Annotated in this window: 13 protein-coding genes; 5 read left to right on the top strand and 8 right to left on the bottom strand. The window is 70.5% G+C overall.

Going from position 1 to position 13,219, the window contains the following annotated elements:
- Positions 1 to 2: 2 nt before the first annotated feature.
- From AB0M51_RS32165 to AB0M51_RS32155, 3 genes are all read right to left on the bottom strand, one after another.
- Positions 3 to 362: a YciI family protein gene (locus AB0M51_RS32165; protein ID WP_344192699.1), complete on the bottom strand. Its 360-nt coding sequence runs from the start codon at positions 360 to 362 to the stop codon at positions 3 to 5.
- 131 nt (positions 363 to 493) lie between these two features.
- Positions 494 to 1,132 carry a peptide-methionine (S)-S-oxide reductase MsrA gene (gene msrA / locus AB0M51_RS32160; protein ID WP_363751757.1) on the bottom strand — a complete coding sequence of 213 codons (639 nt, stop codon included), beginning with the start codon at positions 1,130 to 1,132 and terminating at the stop codon, positions 494 to 496.
- Positions 1,133 to 1,272: 140 nt separating this feature from the next.
- Positions 1,273 to 2,709: a PLP-dependent aminotransferase family protein gene (locus AB0M51_RS32155; RefSeq protein ID WP_344192719.1), complete on the bottom strand. Its 1,437-nt coding sequence runs from the start codon at positions 2,707 to 2,709 to the stop codon at positions 1,273 to 1,275.
- A 63-nt stretch (positions 2,710 to 2,772) separates the two neighbouring features.
- Between AB0M51_RS32155 and AB0M51_RS32150 the strand changes: the two genes are divergently transcribed.
- Both AB0M51_RS32150 and AB0M51_RS32145 read left to right on the top strand, forming a co-directional pair.
- Entirely contained in the window at positions 2,773 to 3,447 is a 675-nt protein-coding gene (locus tag AB0M51_RS32150; protein ID WP_344192721.1) for a hypothetical protein, read from the top strand.
- A 268-nt stretch (positions 3,448 to 3,715) separates the two neighbouring features.
- Positions 3,716 to 4,012 carry a DUF1905 domain-containing protein gene (locus tag AB0M51_RS32145; RefSeq protein WP_344192723.1) on the top strand — a complete coding sequence of 99 codons (297 nt, stop codon included), beginning with the start codon at positions 3,716 to 3,718 and terminating at the stop codon, positions 4,010 to 4,012.
- A gap of 59 nt (positions 4,013 to 4,071) precedes the next feature.
- On the opposite strand, the gene AB0M51_RS32140 is transcribed toward AB0M51_RS32145, so the two are convergent.
- A complete protein-coding gene (locus AB0M51_RS32140; protein WP_344192725.1) occupies positions 4,072 to 5,703 on the bottom strand; it encodes a hypothetical protein in 1,632 nt (543 codons plus the stop codon).
- 8 nt (positions 5,704 to 5,711) lie between these two features.
- Complete coding sequence (locus AB0M51_RS32135; RefSeq protein ID WP_344192727.1) at positions 5,712 to 6,293, bottom strand: hypothetical protein; 582 nt, start codon at positions 6,291 to 6,293, stop codon at positions 5,712 to 5,714.
- A gap of 179 nt (positions 6,294 to 6,472) precedes the next feature.
- Here AB0M51_RS32135 and AB0M51_RS32130 point away from each other — a divergent pair, with 179 nt between their 5' ends.
- The 3 genes from AB0M51_RS32130 to AB0M51_RS32120 all read left to right on the top strand — a co-directional run bounded on the left by AB0M51_RS32130 (position 6,473) and on the right by AB0M51_RS32120 (position 10,418).
- The gene (locus AB0M51_RS32130; RefSeq protein ID WP_344192729.1) at positions 6,473 to 7,627 is read left to right on the top strand and encodes a cystathionine gamma-synthase; all 1,155 of its coding nucleotides are present in this window, start codon (positions 6,473 to 6,475) and stop codon (positions 7,625 to 7,627) included.
- Between the two features lie 182 nt (positions 7,628 to 7,809).
- Positions 7,810 to 9,204 carry a glutamate mutase L gene (locus AB0M51_RS32125; protein WP_344192731.1) on the top strand — a complete coding sequence of 465 codons (1,395 nt, stop codon included), beginning with the start codon at positions 7,810 to 7,812 and terminating at the stop codon, positions 9,202 to 9,204.
- Positions 9,205 to 9,224: 20 nt separating this feature from the next.
- On the top strand, positions 9,225 to 10,418 hold the full coding sequence (locus AB0M51_RS32120; protein WP_344192733.1) for an AI-2E family transporter: 1,194 nt from the start codon (positions 9,225 to 9,227) through the stop codon (positions 10,416 to 10,418).
- Here AB0M51_RS32120 and AB0M51_RS32115 read toward each other — a convergent pair.
- The 3 genes from AB0M51_RS32115 to AB0M51_RS32105 are packed head-to-tail and all read right to left on the bottom strand — an operon-like array spanning position 10,415 to position 13,125.
- Positions 10,415 to 11,356, bottom strand: a complete 942-nt coding sequence (locus AB0M51_RS32115; protein WP_344192735.1) for a nucleotidyl transferase AbiEii/AbiGii toxin family protein — start codon at positions 11,354 to 11,356, stop codon at positions 10,415 to 10,417. The genes AB0M51_RS32120 and AB0M51_RS32115 overlap by 4 nt on opposite strands.
- 60 nt (positions 11,357 to 11,416) lie before the next feature.
- Positions 11,417 to 12,535, bottom strand: coding sequence for a hypothetical protein (locus AB0M51_RS32110; RefSeq protein WP_344192738.1), 1,119 nt, complete (start codon positions 12,533 to 12,535; stop codon positions 11,417 to 11,419).
- A gap of 8 nt (positions 12,536 to 12,543) precedes the next feature.
- Positions 12,544 to 13,125, bottom strand: a complete 582-nt coding sequence (locus AB0M51_RS32105) for a hypothetical protein (RefSeq protein ID WP_344192740.1) — start codon at positions 13,123 to 13,125, stop codon at positions 12,544 to 12,546.
- Positions 13,126 to 13,219 lie beyond the last annotated feature (94 nt).

Below are 13,219 nucleotides of genomic sequence, written 5' to 3'. Positions count from 1 at the left end.
CCTCAGCTCTGCCGGACCCGCGGCACCTGGAACCGATGCACCTGCTGCGGCCACCCACACACCTCGGCGATCCTCCCCGCCCAGTACCGCGCCTGCTCCTCGCCGGCCACATCCAGTACGGCGAACCCGCCCAGGTGCTCCTTCGACTCCACGTACGGCCCGTCGGTGAACATCGGCGTACCACTCGAAGCATCCACACTGAACACCGGCGCCTCCGGGTCCAGCCCCCCGGTGAAGATCAACACCCCCGCCTCCCGCATCTCCGCCAGCAACGGCTTCAACGCCACGGACTTGGCCATCAACTCCTCGTCCGTATGCTCCGGCACCCACTCCTCATTGAAGGCAACGAGGTACTCACCCATAACACCCTCCTCAACCAGGCAGCCCAACGCCACCCTCCACCCACACCACGAACGGGTCCGGCCAGATCCGACAACTCACCCTAGGACCCACGACGACGGCCCCCATCAACTGATGGGGGCCGACAGAGGGTTCAGGCAGGGAACTTGATCCCGGTGTTGCTGTGGCAGCGGTAGCCGTTGGGGTTTTTGTGGAGGTACTGCTGGTGGTAGGCCTCGGCGTAGTAGAACGTGGTGGCGGGGGCTATTTCGGTGGTGATGTCGTCGTAGCCGAGGGGCTTGATGGCTGGGGCGTAGAGGTCGCGGGTGCGTTCGGCTTCGGTGCGCTGGGCGTCGGTGGTGTAGTAGACGGCTGAGCGGTACTGCGAGCCGAGGTCGTTGCCCTGGCGCATTCCCTGGGTCGGGTCGTGGGTCTCCCAGAAGACCTTCAGCAGGTCGGTGAAGGTGGTCTTGGTGGGGTCGTAGACGACCCGGACGGCCTCCGCGTGGCCTGTGCGGCCGGTGCAGACCTCTTCGTACGTCGGGTTCGGGGTGTAACCGCCTGCGTACCCGACGGCCGTCGTGTAGACGCCCGGCTGCTGCCAGAAGATCTCCTCGGTGCCCCAGAAACATCCGGTGCCGAACCAGACCTCCTCGAACCCCTCGGGCGCGGCAGCGGTCTGCGGGGTGTGCAGGACGATGTTCTCGTCCGGTACGGCGAAGCCGGGGGTGGGCCGGCCGGGCAGTGCGGCCTGCGGCTCGACCATGGCGGTGTTGCGGGTGAAGAACGACATTCTCACGCCTCTCGCAGAGTGACTCTCATAGTCTTCCAACGCCCCCGGCCGGCCCAACCTTCCTCGCATCCCTTACGGCACCATGACGGGCGGACGTGCAGCACTCAGCAACGTTTGCCTGATGGCCTGGCGGGCCGCCATCACGCGATCATCACCCCAGTACGACGGGCCGGCGCATCGGTCAGGGAGTTGTACGAAACGGCCAGCCGATGTACACCGTCCCGGAGCGCGTCCTCCTCCAGCGTGAACGGGAGGCGGATGAAGGACTCGAGGCCGCCGTCGGGGGAGAAGCGGGAGCCGGCGACGAGGAGGGCGCCGTTGCGTTGGGCAACGCCGACGAGGCTGGAGCCGACCGGCTCGGGCAGCTCGCACCACAGCGACAGCCCACCCGCCGGCAGCCGGAACTTCCACGACGGCAGCTCCGAAGCCACCGCCGCCGCGAGCGCGTCCCGCCGACGGGCCAGCGAGGCACGGCGTTCCGGGAGCAGCGTCGACCGCTTTCGCAGCAGGTCCGCGACCACGAGCTGCTCGAGAACCGGCGCCCCGAGATCCAGCGAGGCCCGCGCGTCCAGTACCCGGGCCACCAGCGCCGCCGGCACCCGCATCCACCCGATCCGCAGCCCGCCCCAGAACGACTTGCTCACCGACCCCACGGTGATCACCCCGTCCGGGTCGTACAACGCGAACGGCGGCGGCATCTCCTGCCCGTCCAGCGACAGCTCGAACAGCGTCTCGTCCACGATCGCCGTCGTCCGCGCCCGCGCGAACGCCCGCGCCAGCCGCTGCCGGTCCGCCGCCGGCATCAGGAAACCGGTCGGGTTCTGGAAGTCCGCGACCAGCCACGCGGCCCGCGGCGCCGTCTGCCGGATGGTTGCCTCCAGCAACGGCAGGTCCCATCCTCCGGGCGACATCGGTACGGCGACCACCCGGCAGCCGCTGCGCCGGATCGCGTCCACCGAGTTCGGGTGCGTCGGGCTCTCGGTGAGGACCCGGTCGCCGATCTGGGTGGTCGCGCGGACCGCGATCGACGTCGCCGCGAGCGCCCCGGCGGTGACGATGATCTGGTCCGCGGTCGTCGGCAGGCCGCGTTCGCAGTACGCCGCCGCGATCTCGGCTCGCAGTACCGGCAAACCCTGCGGGTGGTATCCCGGCGTCGCCAGGTGCAGCGGCAGCTCGAGAGCCGCCGACGCCACCGCCGTACTGATGCCGGGCACCGCCGACGGTGCCGCGCAGGTGAAGTCGTACAGCCCCTCGGTGTCGATACCGGGCGCGTGGTGCCGCCCGAGCTCGGGCTCGACCTTGGACGGCAATGCGGTCACGCTGCCGGAGCCGCGCCGGCTGGTCAGGTACCCGCTGTCCCGCAGCTCGCGATACGCCGACGCCACCGTCGTCCGGCTGACCCCGAGCGCCTCGGTGAGTTCCCGCTCGCTCGGCAGCCGGGAGCCGGGCATGATCCGGCCGTCCGCGATCAGCAGCCGGAGCCGCTCGGCCAACACGCGGTACGCCGGACCCGGGCCGCCGGTCCACTCGCCGAGCAGGCCGGTCAACGTACTGGCGGGGAGATAACGGGCTTGCATGCAGTCCACTATCGCGCAATTGGCTATCGAATGCCAGGCCACTTCCTCCGGATACTGGGTTGTGTGACCGCCACCTCCGATGCCGCGCCACGGCAGCTCGCCCCGATCAACCCGATCCAGCAACTGAAGGCCGGCCACCTGCCGCGCCGCCTGGTGCAGCTGTACGTCGGCCTCTCGCTGTACGGCGCCTCGATGGGCCTGATGATCCAGGGCAACCTCGGCCTGGACCCGTGGGACGTGTTCCACTCCGGCATCACCAAGCACGTCGCGCTCAGCTTCGGGACCGTGGTGATCGCGATCAGCTTCGTCGTACTGCTCGCCTGGATCCCGCTGCGCCAATGGCCCGGGCTCGGCACGATCAGCAACGCGATCGTGATCGGCCTGGTCACGGACCTCACGCTGGCCACGATCGACCGGCCGCACGCGCTCTGGCTGCGGATCGTGTTCATGCTGTCCGGCGTCGTCCTGAACGCGCTGGCCGGGGCGCTCTACATCGGCGCGCAGTTCGGCCCGGGGCCGCGCGACGGCCTGATGACCGGCCTGGTACGCCGTACGGGCCTGAGCGTCCGGCTGGTCCGCACGACCCTCGAGCTGACCGTCCTCGCCACCGGATTCCTGATGGGCGGCTCGGTCGGCGTCGGAACGGTGGTCTACGCGCTCTCGATCGGCCCTCTGGTGCACGTCCTGCTGCCGATCTTCACGGTCCGCCTCAAGTCCACCCAGCCTGCTGATCGGTAGGCAGACGAAGGTGAGAAGCTGGTGACGTGCAGCACGCGGCGGCAGGTCGAAGAGTTCCCACGGTCGCCGGAGAAGGAGCGCGAACCGCTCGCTGCGTAGGTGGACGCGATCGTCACGTACCGGTCGACCGGTTGCGGGCCGCGGCTGCGGGGGAGGCGGCCTGTGTGGGGATGTGCGCCGGGCTGGTGCCCCGGGTGCGGGATGTCGGCGTACGGGTGATGCTGCTCGACGTTGCGTCCACCGGGTTGAGCCGGCGGGGGGAGGTGCTGTGAGCGCGTATCGGTTCACGGCGCCGCTGTGGTTGTATCCGGGGGAGGCTGCGTGGCACTTTCTGACGGTGCCTGAGGAGATCAGCGACGAGATCACGGAGCTGACCGAGGGGCGGCGTCGTGGGTTCGGGTCGGTTCGGGTTGCGGTGACGGTGGGCGGGAGCAGTTGGCGTACGTCGGTGTTTCCGGCGAAGGACGGGACGTACGTCCTGCCGGTGAAGAAGCCGGTCCGCGTGGCTGAAGCGCTGACCGAGGGCAGCCCGGTGGAGACACACCTCGCGCTCGTCGACCTCTGAACCTGAACGACGAACGCCGCCGGAAGGCCGGCGGCGTACGTTCGTCCTGTCGGCTGGGGTCAGCCGCGGCCGGACGGTTTGTTGTCGGTGTCCCTGCTCGGCTGGCCGGAGCGTGCTGCCTTTCCGGAGTCGTCCTTGGCGGCGGCCCCAGCCGTCTTCGCGGCGGCCTCAGGAGACGTCGGACGCGGCTGCGCAACTCCCCGAAGGGCACTTTGCATCGCGAGACCGCCGTCCAACTGTGCCCCCGTCACGTTCTGCCCCGTGGCCGCCGGCCGCTGCCCGGTGGTCTGCGACGGCTCGCCCGCGCCGCGGGGCTGCTGCCCGGTGACCTGGGGCTGTTGGCCGGTGGTCTGAGGTTGTTGTGGTTGCTGGCCTGGGGTCGGCTGGCGAGTGTCGGCGCCAGGGGCCTGAGGGTCCACGCCGGGCGACTGGGGGTCGGCGGCCGGCGCGGCTGCTTCGGCGGTTGGCTCTTCGGTGGTGACGGCGGGGGCGGCGGTTTCCTCAGCTGCCAGGTCGTCGAAAGACAGCTGGCCGTCGGCGGCGAGGTTGTCGTCGGAGGTCAGGTGCTCGTCGGCGACGACGTTTTCGTCGACGCCCGCCAACCACCGTTCGCTCATCGACGGTTGTGCCGCGTCGCCGACCTCGGCCCGCGGCTCTCCCGCCTCGCCGACACCTCGGTCGCCGGTCTCCGCTTCACCGACTGGCCGGTCGCCGGTCTCCGCTTCACCGACCGTCCTGGCGCCGGTTTCTGCTTCGCTGGACGTGTCGAGCGACGGCGGCTCCCCGGCAGGGGTCTGTTGACCGGGGTTATCGTCGAGGGACTGGTCGCCGTTGTCCTCGCCGACAGCGCGCGCGTTGCTGGTCTCCGGGCCGGCGACCGGCGTCACGAACTGCACGTTGTCGTCGATCTGGCGGCCCTGCTGCTGGTTGAGGTCCGGACCGCTCTGGCCGTTCTCGGCGATCTGCTGCTGGAGCTGCTGCACGCGGGTCTCGAGCAACGCCTGCGCGTGCACCTGCGCCTGGATGGTCTGCTCCAGCGACGAGATCCGCTGTGACTGCTGGTCGAGGGTCGCCTGCAGCGACTGGACCTGCTGCGACATCTGGTCGTTCAGCTGCCGAGCAGCGGTCGTCGGCTGCTGCGGCTGCACCTGCTGCTGCCCCGGCACGTTCTGGAACCGGCCCTGCGGCCGGAACACCTCGTCCATCCGCCCCGACGCGAGCGCCGCCAGGTCGGACCGGTTGATCGTCGACCGCCCGATCGCGTACCGCACCGCCGGATCCGTGCGTTTCACATCCCGCGCCGCCTGCGTGAACGCCGCCTTCAGCATCTTCGTGCCCTGGCGCGTGTTCCGCCACCGCGAGTACCGGTTGGCGATCCGGCGCAACGGATTCCTGGTCGGCGCAGGCGTCGACGTACGCGCCGACATCGCCGCACCGAGCTGCTGCGAGACCGCGCCGTACCGATCCGGGCGGAACTGCGCGTCGACGTGGGTGCCGGCCAGCATCTGCAGGTCGGCGCGCGTCATGTGCGCGCGGCCGATCTGCTCGCGGACGGCAGGGTCCATCCGTTTGACGTCCCGGGCCGCCTGCGCGTACGCCGCCTTCAGCGTCTTGGTACCACGACGAGTCGTGTTCCACCGTGAGAACCGTTGGCGGATGCCGCGCGGGTTCTCCGGGTAGGACTGGCTCATGAGGTCTCCTAGTCGATGTAAACGGCGTAGTTGACCCCGACAGACGTTGTCAGCGGGTCCCTGCTGGGTTTGGTGCTGTACAGGTGGATCTGGGCTCCCGGCCGCAGCCAGACGGCCAGGTGCCGGCGGCCGGTCCCGGCTCCGGGCTCCCACTCGTCCGCGAAGGTCGGGCTGCTCTCGTCACCGACGTAGTCGGGCTGCCCCCAGTGCCGGGTCGCGAGCGCCAGGTGGTCCGGCCAGTGCGCGTCCAGGCCGGCCTCGGCGGCGGTGATGTCGGCCGGACCGATCTCGTACGCCGACCAGCCGCTGTCCGGGCAGTCCGGGAACGCGAGCCCGTCGAACACGATCATCGTGGTCCCGCGCCGGGTGGTGAACCCCCACGAGACCATGTCGGCGGCGATCACCTCGCCGGCCTGCAGCGGCCACGGCTGCCAGGACGTCTGGCCCATCACCCGATGCACCAGCGCGCGCACGACCTCCGGCCCGGCCTCGTCGCCGTCCGGGCCCGCGATCACGGTCCAGTCCGGGATCTCGGCGAGGTCCGCCATCGCCAGGTCGTCCTGGTCGAGCGGCCTGTCCTGCGTCTTCATCCGGCGCCGTCGTCCTTCCTGCCCGGTCCCACCAGCGGGTCTCCTGCGAGCAACCGTAGGCGGCGGGTGGGTCATTCCGCCAGCCGGTACGACGTACCTGTGGACAACTCGGTTCCGCCGATCCGCCGGGCTGTGGACGGGCTGCCGGCGTTCAGCAGACCAGGCCGTACGCTGGTCCGGTGAACACCGAACACCAGTACGGCTTCGAGACACTTGCCATCCACGCCGGGAACGAGCCTGACCCGACGACCGGAGCGGTGGTGCCGCCGATCTACGCGACCAGCACCTACAAGCAGGACGGCGTCGGCGGGCTGCGCAACGGGTACGAGTACTCCCGGTCGGCGAACCCGACCCGGACGGCGCTGGAGGAGTGTCTGGCCGCGATCGAGGCCGGCACCCGCGGCTTCGCGTTCGCCAGCGGCCTGGCCGCCGAGGACACGCTGATCCGGTCGGTGTGCGCGCCCGGCGACCACGTGGTGTTCCCGGACGACGCGTACGGCGGCACGTTCCGGCTGTTCTCCAAGGTGCTGAGCAACTGGGGTGTCGAGATGACGCCCGCCGCGGTCACCCACCCGGAGGCGATCCGGGCCGCGATCCAGCCCGGGAAGACCAAGGTGGTCTGGCTGGAGACCCCGACGAACCCGCTGCTGAACGTCGCGGACATCGCGATCGTGGCGCAGATCGCGCACGACGCGGGCGCGCTGCTCGTGGTGGACAACACGTTCGCTTCGGCGTACCTGCAGCAGCCGCTCGAGCTCGGCGCGGACGTGGTCGTGCACTCGACGACGAAGTACATGGGCGGGCACTCCGACGTCGTCGGCGGCGCGCTGGTGGTCCGGGACGCGGGCCTCGCGGACAAGATCGCCTTCCACCAGAACGCGATCGGCGCGGTCGCGGGCCCGTTCGACTCCTGGCTGGTACTGCGGGGCATCAAGACGCTCGGCGTCCGGATGGACCGGCACAGCGACAACGCCGAGCGGGTCGTGGAGTTCCTGCAGCGGCACCAGTCCGTCAGCCAGGTGCTGTACCCGGGGCTCGACGGACATCCCGGCCACGAGACGGCCGCCAAGCAGATGAAGCGCTTCGGCGGGATCGTCAGCTTCCGGGTCACCGGCGGCGAGGCGCAGGCGCTGGACATCTGCAACAAGGCGGAGGTCTTCACCCTCGGCGAGTCCCTCGGCGGCGTCGAGTCGCTGATCGAGCACCCCGGCAAGATGACCCACGCCTCGGTCGCCGGCACCCCGCTCGAGGTCCCCGCGGACCTGATCCGGCTGAGCGTGGGCATCGAGACGATCGACGACCTCCTCCAAGACCTGGACCACGCCCTCTCCTGACCCCACCCTCCTCGCCCCGGCACGCGGGGCCGCGTTGACGCGAGGGGATATCCCCTCGCGTTGATGGTGCTCCGGTGTTGTCAAGGGCGGAGAAGGGGCAACGCCGAGGGTTGTCCCCTCGCGTCAACGTCGGCGCGCGGCGGGCCGGGGCGCGGGGGCGGTGGCGCCGGTGGAGCTGGTGGATGGGCGAGGTGAAGGGGTGTGCGGTGGGGCTGGTAGTTGGGGTTGACTTCGGGTCGACGTTCACCAAGGCGGTGGTGGTGGATGCAGGGTCGGGGGAGTTGGTCGCGCGGGCCGAGCACCGGACGACGATCGACACCGACGTGATGGACGGGTGGCACGCGTGTCGCGCCGTACTGGAGGAAGCTGACCGCGGTGTGCGGAACGCCGAGGTACTTGCCTGTTCGAGTGCGGGTGGTGGGCTGCGGATCGGTGTCGTAGGCAACGAAGAGCTCGTCACCGCGGAGGCCGGGAAGCGGGTCGCGCTGTCCAGCGGAGGGCGCGTGGTGGCGGTCGTCAGCGGCGGGCTGACCGCGACGACCCAGAAGGAACTGCGCAAGGATCGCCCCGACGTCGTGCTGTTGCTCGGCGGGACCGACGGCGGCAACTCGGCCGTTCTGCTCCACGCTGCCGAGACGCTCGCGAAGTACCGGTGGCGGAAACCGATCGTTGTCGCGGGCAACGTCGACGCCCGGGACGAGATCGCCGGCACGCTGACAGCAGCGGGTGTACCGCACGTACTGGCGGACAACGTCGTACCGGAGATCGGCGTGTTCGCGCCGGACAGTGCGCGGGCCGCGATCCGGGAGATGTTCCTCGCGCACGTGATCGGCGGGAAGAACCTGTCCAGGGACCCGGCGTTCGCGCGGATGGTCCGGGCCGCGACGCCGGACGTCGTACTGCGTGGCGTCGAGGTGCTGGCCGGTCTGCACGGGGACGTCGCGGTCGTGGACATCGGCGGCGCGACCACCGACGTGCACTCGGTGATCGAGCTCGACCCCGAGGACGCGAACCTCGGCCGCGAGGTGGTTGCCACGCATCCGGTCACCCGGACCGTGGAGGGCGACCTCGGCATGCGGTGGAGCGCCGTACCGGTCGTGGACGCGGGCGCGGAGGCCGGGCTGATCGTGGACGTCGACGGGACCCGGGCTGCGGCGGAGCGGCGTCGCGCGGATCCGGCGTACCTGCCGGCCGATCGGCGCGAGGCGGCGTACGACGAGACGCTGGCGAGTGTCGCCGCGACGGTCGCGCTGCGGCGGCACGCGGGACGGCAGCGGATCGTGTTCGGGCCCGGCGGGCGGGTGATCGAGCGATCCGGCAAGGACCTGCGCGAGGTCGACCTGCTGGTCGGATCCGGCGGAGTGCTGCGGCACAACCCGCCGGAGGTCGCGGCGCGGATCCTCGGTGCGATCGGGACCAACGCGCAGGAGGAGGGCTGGCTGGTCCCGGAACGTGCCGAGGTGTGCGTCGACGCGGACTACGTGCTCGCCGCGGTCGGTCTGCTCGCGGACGACGCCCCGAAGGCGGCCGAGGGGCTGGCCGCGCATATTCATGGAACGGGCCTCGTCGGGCACTAGGCTCCTGAGAGGGAGGTCGAATGAGCGACGTGGGGCGGGACGAAGCGGCGGACGAGAGTCCGGTCGCCGACGAGGAGGTGCTGGAGACCTCCAGCGAGTCGGCGGTCGGAACGTCATCGGCGAAGGTGGACCACGGAGTGACGCCGGCGATGGAGATCGCCAGTGCGTGGGCGTGGCGGTTCCTGGTGATCGTGGCGGCCGTCGGTGTGATCGGGTACGCCGTGCGGTACCTGTCCGAGGTCGTGGTGCCGGTGACCGTCGGCGTCCTCCTCACCGCGTTGCTCGTGCCGGTGACCAAGGGCCTGCAGAAGCTCCGGCTGCCGCGCGGTCTGGCCGCCGGCGTGACCGTGATCGCGACGATCATCGTGGTCGCCGGCCTGCTGACGCTGGTCGGGACGCAGATCGCCGGGCAGTTCGAGGACCTGTCCAAACAGGTCGGCGAAGGTGTCCAGAAGCTGCGCGACCTGGCCCGGATCAACTTCGGCCTGACCGACAGCGACATCACCAACCTGTTCAAGCAGATCCAGAAGCAGATCACCTCCGGCGGCGCGCTCGGTCAGCAGGCGGCCGCGGTCGGTACCACGGCGACGCACGTGGTCGCCGGACTGTTCATCTCGCTGTTCTGCCTGTTCTTCTTCCTGTACCAGGGCGAGCAGATCTGGTCGTGGCTGGTCCGGCTGTTCCCGCGCCGCGCCCGCGACAAGGCCGACTCGTCCGGACGCCGGGCGTGGGTGTCGCTGACGGCGTTCGTCCGCGCGACCGTGATCGTCGCCGCGGTCGACGCGATCGGCATCTCGCTCGGCGCCGCGATCCTCGGACTGCCGCTGGTCAGCGCGATCGGCATCCTGGTGTTCGTCGGTGCGTTCATCCCGGTGGTCGGCGCCCTGGTCAGCGGCATCGTCGCCGTCCTCGTCGCACTGGTTGCCAAGGGCCCCATCATCGCGATCGTGATGCTCGCGGTCGTGGTCGGCGTCCAGCAACTGGAGGCCCACGTCCTGCAGCCCTTCCTGATGGGCCGGGCGGTCAGCGTCCACCCGCTCGCCGTCATCCTCGCGATCGCCACCGGCGTCGTCATCGCCGGCATCGTCGGCGCGCTGGTAGCCGTCCCCACCGCCGCCGTCCTGAACGCCATTGTCAACCACCTGGCCGGCAACGACCCGGACCCCGAACCCCCACGAAGACGCCGCCCCCGACCAGTGCCAGCCGAGGACTAACCGAGCTGCGGGAACGCCATGGCCCACAGCGCGGCACAGCGACGTGGCAGCTGGAGTCGTGGCCAGAGCGCGACCAGGACGTCGTGATTCAGGTACTCGGTCAGGTCGGCCTCGGTCGACGCCTCGCTGATCACCTTGCTGTACAGGGCAATCGCGTCAGCGGCCTCCGCCAGGTCGTACGCACGGTCGGCTCCCCAGTCGAGCCGGGTCGGTAACTCGACGACACCCGCGGCCGGCCCGTCGAGCGACTCGAGCGACGACGGCACGACGTACGGAATCATCGACGCGTAGGTGTCGCCGGGTTGCGCCTTGCGTTCGCCGCCGAGGCTCGTGGCCCACGAGGACGCGGTACGCCGGATGCGTCCGATCTGCTCGGCTCCCACGCCGTACCGGATGAACGCGTCATCGGGGAGTCGCGCGCCGGCCCGCAGTTGCGAGGCGAACATCGGGCGATCCAGCGGGTGGGCTTCGCGGTGGTCGGCGAGCTCGAGCAGGGCGTCCCGGTCGTACCGTCCGCTGTCGAGAACAGCCTGTACGTCGATGAAGTCGCGCGCCTCGAGCCGCGAGTAGACGGCGCCGACCTTGCTGCCGACCGCGTCGAGCTCGGACAGTACGGCGCCGAGGTCCGTGTCGACCGGAGGATGCCGACGGAGGTCGACGCCCAGGTCGACCTTGGTGGTCGCATCGACGACGAGCCTGGCGAACTGCGGGGCCCGCCGGGCGAGCTCGACACCGTGACCGGCGGCGCGGTAGGTGGCCACCAACCGGTCGACGGACTCCGCGAAGTGGACGGGCTCGAGGTCGTTGGTGAAGAGGTCGATGTCGTCGGACTCACGGTTCCCGAAGCCGTGCAGTTGAAGGGCATAGCCGCCCGCGAGGACGAAACCGGGCAGGACATGGAGCCCGAGAGTGGCCAGCCTGGTCTGGAGCGGCGTCATGGACGGACCATAACGGGACCGGCCGCCCTCGCGAGACGAGGACGGCCGGTGCGGTGCGGGTCAGCGCTGGATGTTGTTGTCCTTCGGCTTCACCATGTTGGCGCCGGTCTGCTGCTGGGCGCCGTGCTCGCCCGGCTGCTGGCCGGTCGCGGCCGGCGTCTGCGGTGCCTGGGCGCCCGGACCGGGGACGCCGCTGAAGGCGGCCATCGCGCTGCGCTGGACGTCCGACTGGACGCCGGCGCTCTGGTTGACCTGCGACTGGGAGGTCCGCGCCATGTCCTGGAGGATCTCGTTGCGCGCCTCCATGGTCGGGGCGTTCAGCGCCGCGCTGAACCGCTGCGCCATCTCGGCCCGGTCCTTCGCGCTCAGGCCGCTCGCGCCGAGGTCGGGGTTGTGGCGGCCCGCGTTGTAGCTGGCCACCGCGCTCTCGGCCTTGATCATCGCGTTGTTGAACTTGCCCTCGAACCAGCGACCGGCCCGGCCGACGGCGTTCCGTCCGGCCTCGAGGGTGCTTCGCCCGGCGCCGACCGCGGCGTCGCGGGCGTTGCGAGCACCCTGCATCGCGTTGGCGCCGACGTTCCGGGCACCCTGAACCGCCGAGTCGCGGATCGCGCCGGCGCGCTCGGTGCCGCTCTGCCAGGCCTGGTCGAGCGCGACCTGGCCGCGCTGCGCCATGTCCACCACGCGGTCCCGGCCGGACTCGTAGGCACCGACGGCCTGCTGCCCGAGCTCCTCCGCCCGATCCATCGCGTTCCGCCCGGCCTGTACGACGGTGTCACGGGTGTCGCGGTACGTCTGGGCGGCGCTCGCACCCAGGTCCCGGGCGCCCTGCACCGCGGCGGCGCGGTAGTCACGTGCCTGGGAGGCGAGCGAGGTCGCCATCTCGCTGATCCGGCCGCGGGTGTTGTCGTACGTCAGGTGCACCTTGGCGACGGCGGCGCGGGTCGCGTTCTCGATCCGGGTCCGCAGCGGATCACGGTTCGCGGCGCGCATCAGGTTGCCCTGCTGGCGGTCGTCGAGGTTCGCGAACGCCATGGCGGCCTGCCGCTGCTCGGGCGTCATCCCGACAACGGCGCGGAGGTTCTGCTGCTCTTCGGCGGACAGGGCGGCCAGCCAGTCGGTGGCGTCGAGCCAGCTGCCCTGGCCCCAGCCGGCGGGTCCCTCGGAAGGGGTCGTCATCGTGTCTCCTAGTCGATGTAGATCGCGTAGCTGACACCGACCGCCGGGGTCAGTGGGTCACTGCTGGGCTTGGTGCTGAACAGACGCAGGTGCGCGCCGTTGAGGGCCCAGGTCGCCAGGTGCCGCTTGTCGGCGCCCGCGCCAGGTCCCCACTCGTCGAGGAAGTTCGGGTTGCTGTCGTCGCTCATGTACACCGGCTCACCGAAGTACTTCCGGGCCAGCGCCACGTGGTCCGGCCAGTGCTCGTCCAGCCCGGCCTCAGCCGCCTTGGTGTCCTCCGGGCCGAGCTCGTAGGCGCACCAGCCGGCGTTCAGTACGTCGGCGTACGCCAGGCCCGGGAACACGACCATCGTCGTACCGCGCTTGGTGGTGAAGCCCCAGGACGCGAGCACGGGGTCGATCTGCTCGCCCGGCTGCAGCGGCCAGGGCTGCCAGTCGGTGACAGCGGTCACCCGCTGGACGATCGCCCGGACCACCTCGGGCCCGCTGTCGTCGTTGTTGGGCCCCGCGATGGCACGCCAGTCCGCGATCTCGGCGAAGTCGGCGAACGCCGCCTCGTCCTGATCGAGCGGCCGGTCCATGGTTTTCATTTCCGGGCTTGTTCCTTCCGTGGGTGTTCAAGCCGTCGTCGGCAACCGTACGGCGGTGCCAGGGTCATCGACAACGGGTGTTCGGCTGCCTGTG

It is taken from the genome of Kribbella sp. NPDC051137 (assembly GCF_040682535.1).
GTDB classification, from domain to species: domain Bacteria; phylum Actinomycetota; class Actinomycetes; order Propionibacteriales; family Kribbellaceae; genus Kribbella; species Kribbella karoonensis.
Note: the sequence above shows the minus strand (reverse complement) of the source record. Positions and strands in the feature narration are given on the sequence as shown.